The organism is Alcaligenes sp. AB3, from assembly GCF_031844565.1.
Classification (GTDB): Bacteria; Pseudomonadota; Gammaproteobacteria; order Burkholderiales; family Burkholderiaceae_B; genus Alcaligenes; species Alcaligenes faecalis.
On record NZ_JAUZVM010000006.1, the window covers coordinates 31,681 to 49,343 of the forward strand.

The window sequence follows — 17,663 nt, forward strand, 5'->3', positions numbered from 1 at the left end:
GCTTTTTTAAAGCCCGTAGTCGTAATTAACGCTGCGTTTCGTGGCGGTAAGCAGAAAACATCTGCTGCCACCACTGATCGCCACGCGGCCCACACACTTTGAGCAAGGATCGTCTGAGGCGTTGCACATTACCCAGCGCCTGGGCGGGGCTGACAGGCCCCTGTCGTGCACGGTCAAAATCGATCAGCCAGACTTTGTCATTCGCATCCAGCAAAATATTGTAGGCGTTAAGGTCAGCGTGCCAAACCTCGAATTGGTGCATGCGGACAATCTCGCGCGCGACCGCTTCGGGGGAGGCGCGGTCCAGGCACAGAGTCAAAGGCTGCACATCGGGCACCCGCTGGCTTATCAGGGCCGCATGGTACCAAAAACCTTGCTGCCACCACGCCCCCGCCAGCACTTTGGGGACGGCCAAACCCTTGTTGTGCAAATAAGACATCACCTGAAATTCTCGCCAGCTGCGAGTCCGGGAGGCGCCTTGCCACAAGTAGCTGGACTCATTGAAGCGAGCCACCAGACCACCACGACGGTAGTGACGCAGCACCGCCTGCCCAAAAGGCCCGTTCACAAACCAGGCAGCCTGACGACCACCCTGCCCGACTTTGCTGGCTTGGTCGCCGTAGGAGGCGGCCTCGAACCAGCGCTGCAAGGCTTCGGGTTCCAGATCCAGCTGATTGGCCAGCTCGGGTGCCAGCAAGGCACCGCCACCGGGCAAGGAATAGACAGTTTCGGACTGGGCGCTCACGGTAGCTCCTCAGGCACGGACCAGCAACAAGGCCATGATCAGTACCAGCATGCAGGCAAAAATAAACTTCAGACGATTTTCGGGCAGGCGATAGGCCAGACGCACGCCAAAGGGAACCAGCATCAGACTACCGATAGCCATGGGTATCCCAACCTGCCAGGTCGTTTGGCCATGAAAGGCATACGTCGCCAAGGCCACCAGAGTACCGGGAATAATCATGGACAGGGCTAAACCTTGCGCACCTGTCTGGCTGTATCCCATGCGGCTGGTCAGGAACGGCACGACCAGCACCGCGCCGCCCACACCGAACACACCTCCGGCCAAACCAGCCATCATGCCAACGACGATGTACCACAGTTGCCCAAACGACTCGGGGTCCGGGCGCGGCTTGTCACTGCGACGACGGCGTCGGGAAAAACCCAGGCTCTGGTCGAAATAATACAAGGCAATGGCCATCACAAATATCGAATAGATACGACGCAACAAGATCGCATCCATGCCCAAGGCCAGACGTGCGCCCAGCCAGGTAAAGATGATGGAGGAGATCGCCCCCAGTGCAGCCCGGCGGAAATCAATATGGTTGCGGCGATGGTACTGGCGCACAGTCAGCAGCACGGCGGGCACCACCATGATGAGAGCCGTCCCCTGAGCCGTTTGCTGATCCATACCCAGAATCAGGCCCAGCAGCGGAATGGCCAACAAGCCGCCACCAATCCCCAGAACCCCGCCGGTATAGCCAATAAGCGCGCCTCCCAGCAAACAGGCCAGGATCAATTCAATACTTGTCATGGCGATTACAGGTTGCGCAGACGGTCGACAGCGTCTTCCACCCGGTCTACCGCCCAGATTTCCAGGCCTTCGATCGACTGACGCGGGGCGTTGCTCTTGGGAATCAAGGCAATGCTGAACCCCAGCTTGGCCGCTTCGCGCAAACGCTCCTGCCCACGCGGGGCCGGACGAATTTCACCGGCCAGACCGATTTCACCAAACACGACCAGGCCGCGTGGCAAGGGGCGGTTATTCAAGGAGGACAAAATAGCCAGCAGCACCGCCAGGTCAGCCGCTGGTTCGGTAATCTTGACGCCACCGACGGCGTTCACGAACACGTCCTGGTCGTAGGTGACCACACCAGCATGGCGATGCATTACCGCCAGCAACATGGCCAGACGGGAACTTTCCAGGCCCACAGACAGGCGGCGCGGATTGGGCACATGGGCCGAGTCCACCAAAGCCTGAATTTCCACCAGCAAAGGCCGTGTGCCTTCCTGAGTAGCCATGACGCAGGAACCGGCTACCGACTGGGAGTGCTGCGACAAGAACAGGGCCGAAGGGTTGCTGACCCCTTTCAACCCCTTTTCCGTCATGGCAAATACGCCCAGCTCATTGACCGCGCCAAAGCGGTTCTTGAACGCGCGCACCATGCGGAAGGAGGAATGGGTATCACCCTCGAAATACAGCACGGTATCCACGATGTGCTCCAGCACTCGTGGCCCGGCCAAGGTCCCGTCTTTGGTGACGTGACCGATAAAAATCATGGAGGTGCCGCTTTGCTTGGCCAGGCGGGTAAGCTGAGCCGCGCATTCGCGCACCTGCGACACCGAGCCTGGAGCCGCGCTGAGCTGATCCGAATACAGGGTTTGAATCGAGTCGATCACCACCACGCTGGGCTGGTGCGACTGCAAGGCCTGGCTGATGGACTCCAGACGAATTTCGGCCAGCAAGTCCACACCTTCGGTAGGCACACCCAGACGACGAGCACGCAAGGCGACCTGTTCGGCTGATTCCTCGCCTGTCACATACAGCACTTTGGTTTGCTGGGCCAAGGCAGCCATGGCTTGCAGCAGCAGCGTGGATTTACCGACTCCGGGATCGCCCCCGATCAGGATCACGCCGCCCTCAACCAGACCGCCGCCCAGAACGCGATCGAACTCGCCTATGCCGGTGGGCACACGCGGCAGTTCCCGCGCCTGCACATCGGAAAGACTTTGAACCGGGCTGGAACCGGCCAGGGAAGCAAAACGGTGGGCGCTGGCCGCAGCCGGCGTCTCCACCGTTTCCTGCAAACTGTTCCAAGCCCCGCAGGCCGGGCATTTGCCCGCCCACTTGGGTGTATCTGCCCCGCACTCTGTGCAAACAAATACAACTTTGGCCTTGCGGGCCGCACGAGTACTGGTGGCCATAGAAATTCCTTAACGTCCGGCCAGGCTGCCGCCGCCATCCACGCCCAGATTCTGGCCGGTGATATAAGCGGCTTCATCGCTTAGCAGGAAGGTGACCGCAGCAGCCACTTCCACGGCCTGCCCAAAACGTCCCAAGGGAATGGAGGACAGGCTACGTTGTTCGGCTTCACTGCCAACGGGATGATTGGCACGGAACAATTCGGTTTCGATCGGACCAGGAGAGACCGCATTGACGGTAATGCCGTAAGGAGCCAGTTCCAGCGCCCAGGTGCGGGTGCAACCCAGCAAGGCACTTTTGGCCGCGGCATAGCTGGTGCGGTCGGAACCGCCGTGCACGACACGACTGCAAATATTGACGATGCGGCCTTCCTTGCGCGCTTTCATCGAGGGGATGAAAGCCTGGGCCACTTGCACCGCCACACGCACATTCAGGTCAAACACCTGATAGAGATTGCCCAGGTCCACCTGACCAATCGGCTCGGGCGCGACCATACCCACATTGTTCACCACCGCATCAACGGGGTATTTTTCGCGGATAACGCGCAGCATTTCCTCGGTTTCGCCTGCATTGCTCAGATCGCAAGAGTACAGATATCCGGGGAAATCAATGCTTTCGGTATGGCGTGCCAGACCCACCACGTGGGCCCCGGCATCGGCCAGCCTTTGGCTGATTGCCCAGCCTATTCCTTTGGTAGCGCCGGTAACGAGTACACATTTATTTTTCATGGCTATGCCTTATTGGTGTTAATCCTGGATGATGCGCGGCACACGTGGGGCGACCGCGCAAATCAATTCGTAGCCCAGGGTTCCGGCTGCCGCAGCAACCTCATCCACACTGGGCCCGCCTTGACCGAACAACACCGCCTGACTGCCTACACCGGCGGCGGGCACCGGCGTCAGGTCTACTGCCAACATGTCCATGGAGACACGACCGAGCAAACGGGTACGCACACCGTTGACGGTAATAGGGGTGCCGGTTCCCGCATGGCGCGGGTAACCATCGGCATAGCCGCAAGCCACCACCCCAACGCGCATGGCCTGCTCGGCAATATAGGTATGGCCGTAACCAATGCCCTCGCCCTGCTTGACGCCGCGCACGCTGATCAGCTCTGCTGCCAGCGTCATGCCGGGCTGCAAACCGAAGTCATCGGCGCTGATGTCCGCAAAAGGAGAGCTGCCGTACAAACAGATACCGGGCCGCACCCAGTGGTCCGGACCGGAAGGCATGTAGGCCCCCAGGTCAGGGCTTAGGGTTGCGGCTGAATTGCACACACTGACCGGGCCGGGCAAGCCGTCGGTGATCCGGTCAAAGCAGCGAATCTGCTCCAGCGTGGCATCAATATTGTCGTCGGCGCGCGCAAAGTGCGTCATGCGACCGACCGTGCCCAGCTTGCCCGCTTTTTGCAGACGCTGGGCGCGCTCGAAAGCAGCGGGGTAATCGTCCACGCTGAAACCCAGACGGTTCATGCCGCTATTGAGCTTGACCATGGCATTCAAGGCCACCCCGCCCTTCCACTGCTCCAGCATCTTGAGCTGCTCGTGGCAATGAATAACGGTGGTCAGGCCAAATTCGGCCAGCACATCCAGATCTTCAGGCTGGAAAAAACCTTCCAGCAACATGATGGGGCCGGTCCAGCCGGCAGCCCGACAGCGTATGGCTTCTTTCAGGTCCAGCATCGCCATGCCTTCGGCGGCACTGAATGCCCGCACCGCATTTTCGATGTCATGACCGTAAGCATTAGCCTTCATGACGGCCCAGATATGGGGCCGTTTTACGCCGGATGGAGCCGTGGCGTTATTCAGGCTCTGAATAACCATATCGAGATTGTGACGCAGTGACGCAATATGAATGGTGGCCGAGATAGGACGTGGCATGGTTCTCCCCGAAGCAATACGAAAGTCTAAACCAGCCCTAGTGGAAACGAAAGCCGTATACTGGCGGACTATGTCTATCGAGCACTATGAAAACTTCCCTGTCGCCTCTGTGCTGCTACCTCGTCGGCTACGCCGACCGGTCACCGATATTTATCGTTTTGCCCGCAGCGCCGACGACATTGCTGATGAAGGCGATTTAAGCGCTGCCGAGCGCCTGGAACTGCTGGCGCAGTTCAAAGCCGGAATAGAACAACTGCAATATCACCAGCCTGTCCTGGCCGATACCCCGCACAGCGAAATTTTTGCCCCTTTGGCCAGCAGCATCAGCAACTTCCAGTTGCCACTCAAGCCTTTTCTGGACCTGCTGTCGGCATTCCGCCAGGATGTTACCACCCATCGCTATAGCGATATGGCGCAGGTGCTGGATTACTGTACCCGCTCGGCCAACCCGGTTGGCCGCTTGATGCTGCATCTGTATGAAGCCCACAGCCCGGAGCTGGTCGAGATGGCCGACTCCACCTGTACGGGGCTGCAATTGGTTAATTTCTGGCAGGACGTGGCGCTGGACTGGCACAAGAACCGTGTCTATATCCCGCAAGACCTGCTGGCCCAATACGATCTGGATGACGATTACATCCAGGCACGCACCCAGCTGCTGCGCCAGCCCGAGGCCGATGCACGCTGGCAGGAAATGATGCAGCTGCTGGTTACCGATGCCCGCCAGCGCCTGCAAGCCGGCCTGCTGCTGTCCCCCCACCTGTCCGGGCGCATCAGCCTGGAACTGAAAATGATGGTGCTGGGCGGTCTGCGTATTCTGGAACGCCTGGAAGCGGTACAGTTTGATGTCTTCAGCCACCGCCCCACCCTGTCCCGCCTGGACTGGCTACGCCTGATTACCCGCGGCCTGAGCCGTACCCCTTACCGACCCTGAACGTCCATGAGCCCAGACGAGTATTGTCAGAACAAGGCAGCCCAAAGCGGCTCCAGCTTCTACTACGCCTTTTTGTTTCTGCCGCCCGAACGCCGCCGTGCCATCACGGCCTTGTACGCGTTTTGCCGCGAGGTTGACGACGTGGTGGACGAGGTTCACGAAGAGTCGGTCGCCCGCATGAAGCTGGTCTGGTGGCGCACGCAAGTGGCCGATCTGTACGAAGGCCGTGCCCATCACCCGGTCATGCAGGCCCTGGCTCCCCATATCAAGGCCTTCGACCTGCCCCAGGACGAGCTGCTGGCCGTCATTGACGGCATGGAAATGGATCTGGACCAGGTGCGCTACCAGAGCTGGAGCGAGCTGGAACGCTACTGTTGGCACGCCGCCAGCGTGGTGGGACTGCTGTCGGCGCGTATTTTTGGCCAAACCCAGGAACAGACCAGCGACTACGCCCAAAAACTGGGCCTGGCTTTTCAGCTGACCAATATTATCCGTGATGTAGGCGATGACGCTCGTCGTGGCCGCATCTACCTGCCTCAGGAAGATCTGGACAAGTTTGGCGTATCGCCCCATGAGATTCTGGATCAGCAACACTCGGAGCGCTTCGAGGCCCTGATGGCCTTTCAAACCGAACGTGCCCAGGATCTGTACCGCCAGGCTATGCGTGCCCTGCCCGCTGTTGATCGCAGGGCACAACGCCCCGGCCTGTTGATGGCGGCCATCTACCATGCCCTGCTGGTGGAAATTGCCAATGATCGCTGGCATGTGCTGGAACAGCGCATTTCGCTGACGCCCATTCGCAAGTTCTGGCTCGCCTGGAAAACCTGGGTATCGGGCGGCCGCAGCTTGCAACGCAAACTGGGCCGATGAAAGTCGCGGTTATCGGGGCGGGCTGGGCGGGCTGTGCCGCTGCCTGGCGCTTGAAGACCCAGGGCCATCAGGTCAGTGTCTTTGAAGCCTCGCGCCATATAGGCGGGCGTGCCCGCCGCATTCACAGCCCCAATCTGGGGCGCGACACCGATAACGGCCAGCACATCATGCTGGGGGCCTACTCCGTCATTCTGGGTTTGATGGGGGAAATCGGCCTGGACGAAGCCTCGCGTCTGGACCGCAAGGATCTGGACGTGATCTCGGCCGACGGACATTTTCGCCTGCGCAATCGCGCCCTGCCCGCCCCCTTCCATTTATTGACCGGCCTGCTGGGAGCCCAGGGCCTGAGCTGGTCGCAAAAAATCAAGCTGGCGCGTTTTTGCCGCTGGCTGATGACGCAGCAATGGCGCACGCCAGCCGGTCTGACGGTGTTGCAGCTTCTGGAGCAACACGAGCAAGACAGCCATGTCATCCGTCTGTTCTGGCAACCGCTGTGTGTAGCCGCCATGAACACCCCGATTGAGCAAGCCTGCGCCCAGCTGTTTGCCCATATCCTGCGCGATAGTCTGGGCGGCCCGCGACAAGCCAGCCAAACCTTGATTCCGTTGACAGACTTAAGCCAGCTCTGGTGCGAATCCGCCCTGCGCGATATTCAGCTACAGCTAGGCCACCGGGTACAAAGGCTGGAACTGACGGAAGCGGGTGTACACATTGACGGCCTGCAGTTTGATACAGCCATTGTGGCTTGCCCGCCCGTCCAAGCTGCGCGCCTGCTGCATAGCCTGCCCAGCAGCCCGGCCAGCGAACAATTGCTGGCGGATCTGGAGGCATTCAGCTATGTCCCTATCGCCACCCTGTATCTGGAACTGGAACAGGCCTGGAACCTGCCCCACTCCATGTTGATGCTGGACGACAGCAGTGGCAGCGGCGGGCAATGGCTGTTTGATCACAGCGCGCTGAAGCCGGGTAGCGGCGAAACGCTGGTGGGGATCGTCATCAGCGACGCAGTGCGCCTGCAGGCGCTGGACCGCGAGCAAGCCATTGCCGCGATTATCGAGCAGGTACGCAGCCAAACCCGGCATCTGAAAGCCATGCCAGCGGTACGAGCTAGCGAACTGATTATCGAAAAGCGAGCTACTTTTGCAGCCATACCCGGCTTGCGTCGTCCTTCAGTAACGACACCGTGGCCAGCCATTCGTGTGGCGGGCGACTGGACCGATACCGGCTACCCCGGTGTGCTGGAAGGTGCGGTGCGCAGCGGTCTGAAAGCGGCGCATCTGTAAGGGCCACGGCTGAGCACTACTGCGCCGACGGTGTCAGCAACGTCTGCGCGGGCTTATGAGCCGCCAGAAACTCTTGCTGGAACAAACACATACGCACCACGTCCCGGTACTGGCCGTTAATGAAGAACTCGTGTTTGAGCTCGCCTTCCACCTGGAAACCAAACTTCTGATAAATGTGAATGGCCTTGTGGTTTTCCTTATCCACAATCAGCACAATCTTGTACAGGTTCAGCACCCCAAAGCCGTACTCGATAGCCAGCTTGGTCGCCCGCGAGGCAATGCCCTTGCCCTGAAATTCCGGCGCAATGATGATCTGGAACTCGGCCCGGCGGTGTACATAATCAATTTCCACCAGCTCCACCACACCGGAGGGCTGCCCTTCCCACTCCACCACAAAACGACGCTCACGCTGATCATGAATGTGCTCATCGTACAGAGCTGCCAGCTCGCCATAGGTTTCGTAGGGTTCCTCGAACCAGTAGCGCATCACGCTGGCGTTATTGTCCAGCAAATGCACAAAGCGCAGGTCCTCGCGCTCCAGGGGACGTAATTTCACGTGAGTCGTTTTACTCATGACTTTTCTATCCTTTCTCTATGTTCGATAGACGAGCCGCCTATCTGCCTATACCAAAGGCCATAGACATCATGCCCGCATATCGTGTGTTTTTGATGAAGGCCTGATAGAAAAAGTTCAGTTAGCTGCGAAACCGCAGCCCTGCCAGTCTTGCAGCAAAACCGGCCAAAAACGCAAAAACCCCGATTTCTGCTTTCCTGCATAGCAAACTGAATATCATTCAGGCCAGCAGGAATATCAAAATCGGGGTTTGAAACTACTACCTGGCCGCCATGGCTGCGCCAGCACAGGGCCAGCGCAGATAGCGGGCATCAGGTTGGGGCGTGTTCCTCGATGTAGCGACGTACTTGGGCTACATCCGAATCCATCACCACCACTTTCTGTGGCAAGTCTGCCAGACCGGCCAGGTGCGCAGGCACCGGTGCGGGCTGACCAATCGCTTCTTCGATCGTCTCGGAGAACTTGGCAGGCAGCGCGGTTTCCAGCACCAGCATGGGGATGCCTTCTTCGCGGAAGCTCTGAGCCACCTTGACGGCGTCTGCCGTGTGCGGGTCGATCAGAGTCTGGTACTGCGTGTTTACCTGGGCAATCGTGTTCAGACGATCCTGGTGCGAGCTGGCGCCAGCCACAAAGCCGAACTCTTCCTGGAAGCGTGGCAGATACTCGCTCAGATCGAACTGGCCTTCTTTAGCCAACTGTTCCCACAATGCCTTGACCTTGCTGCCATCACGGCCCAGCAGGTCAAACACAAAGCGCTCGAAGTTGGAGGCGCGGGAAATGTCCATGGACGGGCTGGACGTGGCGTAAGTTTGCTCGGAACCACGGGGACGATAAATGCCAGTGCGGAAGAACTCTTCCAGCACGTTGTTTTCGTTGGTGGCAAGAACCAGCTTGGCGATAGGAAGACCCATCTGGCGAGCAATGTGACCCGACAGAATATTGCCAAAGTTGCCCGAAGGAACAGCAAACGAGACCTTTTGACCGGCCTGGTTCGTGCTGCGCAGCCAACCCCAGAAGTAGTACACCACCTGAGCGGAAATACGTGCCCAGTTAATGGAGTTCACGGCACCCAGATGCCATTTGGATTTGAACTCCAGATCGCCTGCCAAAGCCTTGACGATATCCTGGCAATCATCGAACACACCCTTGACCGACAGGTTGTGGATGTTTTCGTCTTGCAAGGAGTACATCTGAGCGCGTTGGAAAGCGCTCATGCGGCCGTAGGGCGAGAGCATGAACACGCTGACGCCACGCTTGCCGCGCAAGGCGTATTCAGCCGCCGAACCTGTGTCGCCGGAAGTGGCGCCCACAATGTTCAGGGTGCTGTTGCGCTGTGTCAGCACGTACTCAAAAACCTGGCCCAGGAACTGCATGGCCATGTCTTTAAAAGCCAGGGTTGGACCTTGGGACAAGCCCAGCAAGGAGAAACCAGGTTCCAGTTCCTTGACGGGTACCACCTGCTCGCTGTCGAACACGCCAGGTGCGTAAGCACGTGCCGTCAAGGCGGACAGTTCATCAGCTGGGATATCGGTGACAAACAGGCCCAGCACTTTGGCGGCCAGTTCGGGGTAGCTCAGGGCGCGCCAGGATTCCAGCGTTTCTGCACTGACTTGAGGGTAGCTTTCTGGCATGGCCAAACCGCCATCCGGAGCCAGGCCTTCCAGCAAGATGTCCGAGAATAGCTGGGCCTTCATGCCGCCGCGGGTAGAGATGTAATTCATTACAGGTTCTCCACGCGCAAACGGGTCACGGCAGACTGTACAAAAGGCAGATTCTGAATCTGGCTGATTGCGCCATTGATGGCACCTTCACGCGCTTCGTGCGTCAGGAAGATGATATCGGCCTGTTCGCCAGCCGGTTCCTGGAACATGGAACCGATCGAGATCGAGGCTTGAGCCAGAATGCGGGCCACATCAGCCAGCACACCAGGACGGTCGTCCACACGCAAGCGCAGGTAGTACGAGGACACCACCTCATCCATAGGCAGGATGGGGGTATCGGACATGGCGTTGTGCTGGAAGGCCAGGTAAGGCACGCGGTGTTCGGGTTCTGCAGTTTGCAGACGGGTCACGTCCACCAGATCGGCCACCACCGCCGACGCGGTTGGCAAGGCACCGGCACCGGCACCGTAGTACACGGTTTGGCCCACGGCGTCGCCATGCACCAGCACCGCGTTCATGGCACCTTGCACATTGGCCAGCATGCTTTGCAGCGGAACCAAGGTGGGGTGTACGCGCAGTTCGATACCTTCTTCACGGGCGCGGGTAATACCCAGCAGCTTGATGTTGTAGCCCAGACGTTGTGCGTGTTGCAGGTCTTCCAGTGCCAGGCTGGTAATGCCTTCCACGTGGGCCTTGCTGAACTGCACCGGAATACCGAAGGCCAGGGAGGCCAGCAGGCTCAGCTTGTGCGCCGCGTCCACCCCTTCAATGTCGAAAGTAGGATCAGCTTCGGCGTAACCCAGGCGCTGGGCATCGGCCAAGGCTTCAGCAAAGCTGACGCCACGGTTGCGCATTTCGGACAGGATGTAGTTGGTGGTGCCGTTGATAATGCCGGCCAGCCACTGAATACGGTTGGCCGTCAGGCCTTCGCGAATCGCCTTGATGATAGGAATACCACCGGCCACAGCGGCTTCAAACGCCACCATGACACTGCGCTCGTGAGCAGCGGCAAAAATCTTGTTGCCATGCTTGGCCAGCAGCGCCTTGTTGGCGGTAACCACGTGCTTGCCCTGGGCAATGGCTTCCATGACCCACTCGCGTGCCAGGGTGTCGCCACCCACCAGCTCGACCACAATATCGATCTCGGGATTGCGCACCACATCCATGCCGTCTGTGGTCAGGGTGACTTCGTCCCCAACCAGCGCACGTGCCTTTTCCAGGTCACGCACAGCAATAGCGACCACCTCAATACGGCGACCGGCGCGGCGAGCGATTTCATCTGCATTGCGTTTCAATACGTTCCAGGTGCCGCTGCCAACCACACCCAAACCCAGCAAACCTACTTTGATAGGACTCATTGAACAAATCCGTCCTTACGGAACATTTCTTTGATGCCGCGTACCGCCTGACGGGTACGTTGCTCGTTTTCGATCAGCGCAAAGCGCACATAGTTGTCGCCATACTCACCAAAGCCGATGCCGGGGGATACGGCTACTTTGGCATCGCTCAGTAAGCGCTTGGCAAACTCCAGCGAACCGATGTCCTTGTAGAACTCGGGAATCTTGGCCCAGATATACATTGATGCCTTGGGGACATCGACCATCCAGCCTGCTTCATGCAGGCCCTTGGCCAGTACGTCGCGACGGCGGCGGTACTGCTCCACCACCTCGCTGACACAATCTTGTGGCCCTTCCAGCGCCGCAATGGCGGCCACCTGAATCGGTGTGAAGGTGCCGTAGTCGTGATAGCTCTTGATACGTGCCAGAGCATTGACCAAGGACTCGTTGCCCACCATGAAACCAATACGCCAGCCGGCCATATTGTAGCTTTTGCTCATGGTGAAAAACTCGACCGCTACATCGCGCGCGCCTTCCACCTGCATGATGGAGGGGGCCACGTAGCCGTCAAAGGTAATGTCGGCATAGGCCAGATCATGTACCACCAGAATATTGTGCTCGCGTGCCAGCGCCACAATACGCTCAAAAAAGGACAGTTCCACGCACTGGGCCGTCGGATTGCTGGGAAAACCCAGAATCATCATTTTGGGCTTGGGAATGGACTCCCGCACGGCTTTTTCGATTTCCTCGAAAAAATCCACGCCTGGGACCATGGGTACCGAACGGATATTCGCGCCGGCAATGACGGCACCATAGATATGAATGGGGTAGCTGGGGTTGGGCACCAGCACAGTGTCGCCCTTGTCCAGCGTTGCCAGCATCAAGTGGGCCAGACCTTCTTTGGAACCGATGGTAACGATCGCTTCACTATCAGGATCCAAGTGCACATTGTAGCGGCGCTCGTACCAATTGGTCACGGCTCGGCGCAGACGCGGAATGCCTTTGGAGACAGAATATCCATGAGTGTCCGGGCGGGTGGCCGCCTCGACCAGCTTTTCCACGATGTGCGCCGGTGTCGCTCCGTCCGGGTTCCCCATGGACATGTCGATAATGTCCTCGCCACGACGGCGGGCGGCCATTTTCAGCTCGCCGGTAATGTTGAACACGTAAGGCGGCAAACGCTCGATGCGCGGAAAGCGAATCATGACATTCCTTGATAAGAAAAAGCGAAGACCCAAACCAAAAGTCAAAAGTGAATCAAAGAGTTTAATCCATGATTGACTTACTGAGAATCACTGCAAACAGATCAGGTGCCGCATCGTCACTGGCGCTTTGCGCTATCATCGAAGCTGAAAACCGGAGAGACTCATCGTGCAACTGCAACGCGAACACAATCCAGCCATGAATGCCATCACCGCTTACGGTGACGATTATGTGGCGATCAACTTTCAAAACCACGATCATTCCATCTTCTTTAGCCCCGAAGGTCCGGTTCAGGACCTGGCCATTCAAAACGCCTCCGAGCTGACAGCCGTGCTGCTGCGCCGGATTGCGGGACTGGAATCGGTCAAGCAAGACCCCATGGCTTTTCTGGATGACGCCCCGCCGGCGCGCCCTGACAACGCCCCCGAACTGATTTTGATTGGTACTGGCCAGCGCCAGCACTTTTTGCATCCCGCTGTCACGCAGGAAATGCTGCAGTGGGGCATAGGTGTGGAAATCATGGATACCCAGGCTGCCGCCAGAACCTACAATATCCTCATGGCTGAAGGCCGCAAAGTAGTCGCGGCCTTACTGATACAGGAAAAAGCATGACTGCCGTACAAATTGGTGCCCCTATCCCCGACTTTTCCGTGCCCTCCACCCAGGGCGAGTTCAGCGCGGCTGACCTGAAAGGAAAAATGACAGTGTTGTACTTTTACCCCAAAGACAACACGCCAGGCTGCACCACCGAGTCCCAGAATTTCCGCGACGCCCTGCCTGAATTCCAGGCCGCAGGCGCGCAAATCATTGGCGTTTCGCGCGACTCGCTGGGTTCGCACGAACGTTTTATTGACAAGCAAGCCCTGACTTTCCCTTTGCTTGCCGACACCGAAGAGCGCTTGTGCGAACTGTTTGGGGTCATGAAAATGAAAAACATGTACGGTAAACAGGTACGTGGCATCGAGCGCAGCACCTTTTTGATCGACGCCCAAGGTGTGTTGATTCAAGAATGGCGTGGCATCAAAGTGCCCGGCCACGTCCAGGCTGTATTACAGGCTGTCCAGCAAGCCGCCTGAAACCTTACCGTGCCGGCCTGCAGGTCGGCACACAACCAGGAGTACGTGTTATATGCCGCTACCAACGTTGCCCACCAAGCTGGGAACCCTGCTTAGCGAAAAAGATGACAGTGTCATCCTTGCCGACCCACCCGTACCACTAGACGAACCCGACACTCCCCCCGCCAGCCCCCAAGCCGCCCCCAGTAAAGCGGCTGCTACGCCACGCTCCAAAAAGCCTGCGCCCGTCAAAACGGCGCCCGCGGCCCCTGCAGCAGCGCCTGCGCCCGCCAGTGTGGCCAAAGCAGCTCCCAGCAAAAGCGCTGCCGACAGCCCTGCCCAGGCTCCCAAGCCTGTCGCCGGCGCAGCCAGCAAACGCACCCGTCTGGCCCCCACCCAGCGCAAGTTGTTTGTGCTGGATACCAACGTCTTGCTGCACGACTCCAATTCGCTGTTCAAGTTTGAAGAGCACGACATCTTCCTGCCCATGATGGTGCTGGAAGAACTGGATCACCAGAAAAAGGGCCTGTCTGAAGTGGCTCGCAATGCACGTCAGGTCAGCCGCTCCCTGGAAGGTCTGGTGGGCGATCATGGTCTGGACAAGCCCATCAATCTGGATGGCATCGGCAATACCGAAGCGCGTGGCGCCGTCACCTTCCAGACCAGCGCTCTGGATACCACCCTGCCTATCCAGCTGCCGCTGGGCAAGGCGGACAACGCTATTTTGGCCGTGGTCAATGCCCTGACCCAGAGCATGCCCAAACGCGAAGTGGTGCTGGTGTCCAAAGACATCAATATGCGCCTGAAGGCCAAGGCACTGGGCCTGCTGGCCGAAGACTACCGCCACGATCACGTTCTGGATGACTCCGACCTGCTGTATGACGGTGTCATGCCCTTGCCGGACAATTTCTGGACCAAGCACGGCAAGAACATGGAATCCTGGCAACAGGGTGGCACCACCTTCTACCGCATCAGCGGGCCGCTGTGCAGCCAGTTCATGGTCAACCAGTTCGTGTTTACCGAAGGCGACGATCCCTTGTATGCCCAGGTACGCGAAACCGCTGGCAATACCGCGGTACTGGCCACCTTGCGCGACTACAGTCACGGCAAGAACAACGTCTGGGGCATTACGGCTCGCAACCGCGAACAGAACTTTGCCCTGAACCTGTTGATGAACCCGGATTTTGATTTCGTCTCCCTGCTGGGCCATGCCGGTACAGGTAAAACGCTGCTGGCCCTGGCCAGTGCGCTGACCCAGACCCTGGAGACCAAACGCTACAACGAAATCATCATCACCCGTGCCACCGTGCCTGTCGGAGATGACATCGGCTTCCTGCCCGGTACCGAGGAAGAGAAAATGCAGCCCTGGATGGGTGCGCTGGAAGACAACCTGGAAGTCCTGCACCTGGGCACCGGCAAGTCCTCCAACAACCTGAACAATCCGCAAGGCACCGAGGCTCCGCGCAACTCCACCATGGAACTGGTGCGCTCCAAGATCAAGGTGAAATCCCTGAGCTTCATGCGGGGTCGTACCTTCATGAACAAGTTCCTGATCATCGACGAGGCCCAGAACCTGACGCCCAAGCAGATGAAAACACTGGTGACGCGCGCCGGTCCAGGAACTAAAATTGTCTGCCTGGGCAATATTGCCCAGATCGACACGCCCTACCTGACCGAGGGCAGTTCGGGGCTGACCTACGTGGTAGACCGATTCAAAGGCTGGCCGCATGCAGGCCACATTACCTTGCAACGTGGTGAGCGCTCCCGTCTGGCCGATTACGCCAGCGACGCACTCTAAACCGAATCTCTACTCACTCAAACCGGGTCCTGGACCCGGTTTTTTTTTACCGCCAGGCTGCGTCAAAGCGCGCACGCACAGCAAGGACGCAGCGTGGGGGATTTTTTAATGACTGCTATGAAACGTACCGCACAGCCCATCGGGCTTACCATGGGCGATGCCGCTGGCATAGGCCCGGAAATTATTGCCCGCCTGATTGTTGAAGGCTTGCCCCACCCTGCCGTGGTTTATGGTGATGCCGGCGCACTGCGCCGTGCCCTGGCACTGATTGGTGCCGCTCAAGACTGGCACGTCGAGGAAGTGGAGCAGCCCGTTTGCACACCCAAAGGGGTAATTGCGGTACTGAATCGCTGGCAAGCCCTACCCGAAGACCTGCCCTATGGCGAAGTTCACGCCCTGGCCGGACGCGGTGCCTACGAATACCTGTGCCACGCCATTGATGATGCCCAGGCTGGCCTGATCCGTGCCATCGTCACTGCCCCGCTGAACAAGCTGGCCATGCAAAAAGGCGGTATCGATGCCCCCGGCCATACCGAGATTCTGGCCGAGCGCAGCCACACCGAGCACTACGCCATGATGCTGGCCAACGAGCATTTGCGCTCCCTTCTGGTCACCATTCACGAACCGCTAGCCCGTGTCCCTTCCCTGATTACTACAGAGCGCGTGCTGCAAACCATACGACTGGCACAACTGGCCTGCACCCAGGCCGGAATCGCCAAGCCCCGTGTGGCCGTCGCGGGCCTGAACCCCCACGCGGGTGAAGGCGGCAAATTTGGTTTGGAAGATATAGAACAGATCACCCCGGCTATTGAACAAGCCTGCGCTGAAGGCATCCAGGCCAGCGGCCCTTGGCCCGGCGATACGATTTTCATGCGGGCTCGTCAGGGAGAGTTCGATATTGTGGTGGCCCAATACCATGACCAGGGGCTGATTCCCATCAAGCTGCTGGGTCTGGACGAAGGCGTGAACGTGACAGTTGGCTTGCCTTTTATCCGCACCAGTGTCGACCACGGCACCGCGTACGACATTGCCGGACAGGGCAAGGCTGATGCCTCCTCCCTGGGCTATGCCTACCGTATGGCTCTTTCCATGAGCGCGCATCAAGCATGATCAAGCGCTTACCGATTGACCCGTTTTTGCTGAAGCTGTTTGCCACGGTTGCACTTGCCAGTCTGCTGCCCGCCCAAGGTTGGGGCGTGCCACTGTTTCAACACATCACCCAGATTGCGATTGCCCTGCTGTTCTTTCTGCATGGTGCTCGTCTGTCACGAGAGGCCATTTGGGGCGGCTTGTCTCACTGGCGCTTGCACCTGCTGATTCTGTCCGTCACCTTCTTGCTCTTCCCGATTCTAGGCAGTGGCGTGGCCGCCGTGCTGCGTCCCTGGCTAACCGACAATCTGTACCTGGGAATCCTGTTTCTGGCCTGCCTGCCCAGCACCGTGCAGTCTGCAGTGGCGCTGACCGCAATGGCTAGAGGCAATGTGCCGGTGTCCATTTGCAGCGCCTCTGCCTCCACCCTGCTGGGTGTGTTCATCACGCCTCTGCTGGTTGGCATCATGCTGGCTGGTGCCACCAGCGCCCAGGCCACGGTGTCGCTGGAAGCGGTGGGGAAAATCATGCTGCAACTGTTTTTCCCCTTTGTCTTCGGGCATCTGCTGCGTCCCGTGATCGGGGCCTGGGTCATGAAGCGCCAGCAACTGCTGAAAGTCGTGGATCAGGGATCGATTCTGCTGGTGGTGTATACGGCCTTTTCAGGCGCGGTGGTGGGCGGCCTGTGGTCCTCCACCCCATTGAGTGCCTTGGGACTGATTGTGCTGTCCAACGCCGTTCTGCTGACCTTGGCGCAAGTGCTGGCCTGGAACCTGGGGCGCTGGCTGGGCTTTTCCTTTGAGGACCGTGTCAGCCTGCTGATGTGTGGTTCCAATAAAAGCCTGAGCAGCGGCATCCCGATTGCCAACGTGATTTTCCCCAGTGCCATGGTGGGGCCTATCATCTTGCCGATCATGCTATTTCACCAGTGGCAGTTGCTGGTGTGCGCGTGGCTGGCCAAGCGACTGGCTGCCCGCAGCGGGGGCTGACAGGAGCGAGGGCTGAAAGGACCGGGGCGCTCTCTACACTGCTTCTTGGGCTACTTACTTGCCCAAGAGTAGT

At 58.7% G+C, this 17,663-nt stretch carries 17 protein-coding genes; 8 read left to right on the top strand and 9 right to left on the bottom strand.

Annotated features, from left to right (window positions below; all coding sequences use genetic code 11):
• Positions 1–25: 25 nt before the first annotated feature.
• The 5 genes from Q9R35_RS13210 to alr are packed head-to-tail and all read right to left on the bottom strand — an operon-like array spanning position 26 to position 4,800.
• The gene (locus Q9R35_RS13210; protein WP_042484330.1) at positions 26–745 is read right to left on the bottom strand and encodes a 3-deoxy-D-manno-octulosonic acid kinase; all 720 of its coding nucleotides are present in this window, start codon (positions 743–745) and stop codon (positions 26–28) included.
• 9 nt (positions 746–754) lie between these two features.
• Positions 755–1,534, bottom strand: coding sequence for a sulfite exporter TauE/SafE family protein (locus tag Q9R35_RS13215; protein ID WP_042484326.1), 780 nt, complete (start codon positions 1,532–1,534; stop codon positions 755–757).
• A 5-nt stretch (positions 1,535–1,539) separates the two neighbouring features.
• Positions 1,540–2,925: a DNA repair protein RadA gene (gene radA, locus Q9R35_RS13220; protein WP_026484350.1), complete on the bottom strand. Its 1,386-nt coding sequence runs from the start codon at positions 2,923–2,925 to the stop codon at positions 1,540–1,542.
• A 9-nt stretch (positions 2,926–2,934) separates the two neighbouring features.
• Positions 2,935–3,651 (bottom strand): SDR family oxidoreductase, encoded by a 717-nt coding sequence (locus Q9R35_RS13225; RefSeq protein WP_042484323.1) that lies wholly within the window; start codon positions 3,649–3,651, stop codon positions 2,935–2,937.
• 18 nt (positions 3,652–3,669) lie between these two features.
• Entirely contained in the window at positions 3,670–4,800 is a 1,131-nt protein-coding gene (alr, locus tag Q9R35_RS13230; protein WP_045931122.1) for an alanine racemase, read from the bottom strand.
• A 70-nt stretch (positions 4,801–4,870) separates the two neighbouring features.
• Here alr and hpnC point away from each other — a divergent pair, with 70 nt between their 5' ends.
• Genes hpnC through hpnE form a run of 3 tightly spaced genes read left to right on the top strand, consistent with a single transcriptional unit; the run spans position 4,871 to position 7,884 of the window.
• On the top strand, positions 4,871–5,731 hold the full coding sequence (gene hpnC, locus Q9R35_RS13235; protein WP_042484317.1) for a squalene synthase HpnC: 861 nt from the start codon (positions 4,871–4,873) through the stop codon (positions 5,729–5,731).
• 6 nt (positions 5,732–5,737) lie between these two features.
• Complete coding sequence (gene hpnD, locus Q9R35_RS13240; protein WP_009461634.1) at positions 5,738–6,601, top strand: presqualene diphosphate synthase HpnD; 864 nt, start codon at positions 5,738–5,740, stop codon at positions 6,599–6,601.
• Entirely contained in the window at positions 6,598–7,884 is a 1,287-nt protein-coding gene (gene hpnE / locus Q9R35_RS13245) for a hydroxysqualene dehydroxylase HpnE (RefSeq protein ID WP_311219970.1), read from the top strand. The genes hpnD and hpnE overlap by 4 nt, the downstream gene beginning before the upstream one ends.
• Before the next feature lie 16 nt (positions 7,885–7,900).
• On the opposite strand, the gene speG is transcribed toward hpnE, so the two are convergent.
• The 4 genes from speG to alaC all read right to left on the bottom strand — a co-directional run bounded on the left by speG (position 7,901) and on the right by alaC (position 12,661).
• Positions 7,901–8,458: a spermidine N1-acetyltransferase gene (gene speG / locus Q9R35_RS13250; protein WP_042484305.1), complete on the bottom strand. Its 558-nt coding sequence runs from the start codon at positions 8,456–8,458 to the stop codon at positions 7,901–7,903.
• A gap of 311 nt (positions 8,459–8,769) precedes the next feature.
• Positions 8,770–10,179, bottom strand: a complete 1,410-nt coding sequence (gene thrC, locus Q9R35_RS13255) for a threonine synthase (RefSeq protein ID WP_311219971.1) — start codon at positions 10,177–10,179, stop codon at positions 8,770–8,772.
• Positions 10,179–11,477, bottom strand: coding sequence for a homoserine dehydrogenase (locus tag Q9R35_RS13260; RefSeq protein ID WP_022983573.1), 1,299 nt, complete (start codon positions 11,475–11,477; stop codon positions 10,179–10,181). The genes thrC and Q9R35_RS13260 overlap by 1 nt, the downstream gene beginning before the upstream one ends.
• Positions 11,474–12,661, bottom strand: a complete 1,188-nt coding sequence (gene alaC, locus Q9R35_RS13265; RefSeq protein ID WP_026484343.1) for an alanine transaminase — start codon at positions 12,659–12,661, stop codon at positions 11,474–11,476. Before alaC ends, Q9R35_RS13260 begins: the two co-directional genes overlap by 4 nt.
• 166 nt (positions 12,662–12,827) lie before the next feature.
• On the opposite strand from alaC, the gene Q9R35_RS13270 reads away from it, so the two are divergent.
• The 5 genes from Q9R35_RS13270 to Q9R35_RS13290 all read left to right on the top strand — a co-directional run bounded on the left by Q9R35_RS13270 (position 12,828) and on the right by Q9R35_RS13290 (position 17,590).
• On the top strand, positions 12,828–13,271 hold the full coding sequence (locus tag Q9R35_RS13270) for an Mth938-like domain-containing protein (protein ID WP_042484296.1): 444 nt from the start codon (positions 12,828–12,830) through the stop codon (positions 13,269–13,271).
• Positions 13,268–13,735, top strand: coding sequence for a peroxiredoxin (locus Q9R35_RS13275; protein WP_042484293.1), 468 nt, complete (start codon positions 13,268–13,270; stop codon positions 13,733–13,735). Before Q9R35_RS13270 ends, Q9R35_RS13275 begins: the two co-directional genes overlap by 4 nt.
• Positions 13,736–13,787: 52 nt before the next feature.
• Positions 13,788–15,512 carry a PhoH family protein gene (locus Q9R35_RS13280; RefSeq protein WP_042484290.1) on the top strand — a complete coding sequence of 575 codons (1,725 nt, stop codon included), beginning with the start codon at positions 13,788–13,790 and terminating at the stop codon, positions 15,510–15,512.
• 117 nt (positions 15,513–15,629) lie between these two features.
• Positions 15,630–16,622: a 4-hydroxythreonine-4-phosphate dehydrogenase PdxA gene (gene pdxA, locus Q9R35_RS13285; protein WP_086046089.1), complete on the top strand. Its 993-nt coding sequence runs from the start codon at positions 15,630–15,632 to the stop codon at positions 16,620–16,622.
• Complete coding sequence (locus tag Q9R35_RS13290) at positions 16,619–17,590, top strand: bile acid:sodium symporter family protein (RefSeq protein ID WP_311219972.1); 972 nt, start codon at positions 16,619–16,621, stop codon at positions 17,588–17,590. Before pdxA ends, Q9R35_RS13290 begins: the two co-directional genes overlap by 4 nt.
• Positions 17,591–17,663: the final 73 nt, after the last annotated feature.

Bases quoted from the DNA above. Each gene is read 5' to 3' on its own strand.
- Q9R35_RS13215 (WP_042484326.1), bottom strand. From the start codon at position 1,534: ATGACAAGTATTGAATTGATCCTGGCCTGTTTGCTGGGAGGCGCGCTT.
- radA (WP_026484350.1), bottom strand. From the start codon at position 2,925: ATGGCCACCAGTACTCGTGCGGCCCGCAAGGCCAAAGTTGTATTTGTT.
- Q9R35_RS13225 (WP_042484323.1), bottom strand. From the start codon at position 3,651: ATGAAAAATAAATGTGTACTCGTTACCGGCGCTACCAAAGGAATAGGC.
- alr (WP_045931122.1), bottom strand. From the start codon at position 4,800: ATGCCACGTCCTATCTCGGCCACCATTCATATTGCGTCACTGCGTCAC.
- hpnC (WP_042484317.1), top strand. From the start codon at position 4,871: ATGTCTATCGAGCACTATGAAAACTTCCCTGTCGCCTCTGTGCTGCTA.
- hpnD (WP_009461634.1), top strand. From the start codon at position 5,738: ATGAGCCCAGACGAGTATTGTCAGAACAAGGCAGCCCAAAGCGGCTCC.
- hpnE (WP_311219970.1), top strand. From the start codon at position 6,598: ATGAAAGTCGCGGTTATCGGGGCGGGCTGGGCGGGCTGTGCCGCTGCC.
- speG (WP_042484305.1), bottom strand. From the start codon at position 8,458: ATGAGTAAAACGACTCACGTGAAATTACGTCCCCTGGAGCGCGAGGAC.
- thrC (WP_311219971.1), bottom strand. From the start codon at position 10,179: ATGAATTACATCTCTACCCGCGGCGGCATGAAGGCCCAGCTATTCTCG.
- Q9R35_RS13260 (WP_022983573.1), bottom strand. From the start codon at position 11,477: ATGAGTCCTATCAAAGTAGGTTTGCTGGGTTTGGGTGTGGTTGGCAGC.
- alaC (WP_026484343.1), bottom strand. From the start codon at position 12,661: ATGATTCGCTTTCCGCGCATCGAGCGTTTGCCGCCTTACGTGTTCAAC.
- Q9R35_RS13275 (WP_042484293.1), top strand. From the start codon at position 13,268: ATGACTGCCGTACAAATTGGTGCCCCTATCCCCGACTTTTCCGTGCCC.
- Q9R35_RS13280 (WP_042484290.1), top strand. From the start codon at position 13,788: ATGCCGCTACCAACGTTGCCCACCAAGCTGGGAACCCTGCTTAGCGAA.
- pdxA (WP_086046089.1), top strand. From the start codon at position 15,630: ATGAAACGTACCGCACAGCCCATCGGGCTTACCATGGGCGATGCCGCT.
- Q9R35_RS13290 (WP_311219972.1), top strand. From the start codon at position 16,619: ATGATCAAGCGCTTACCGATTGACCCGTTTTTGCTGAAGCTGTTTGCC.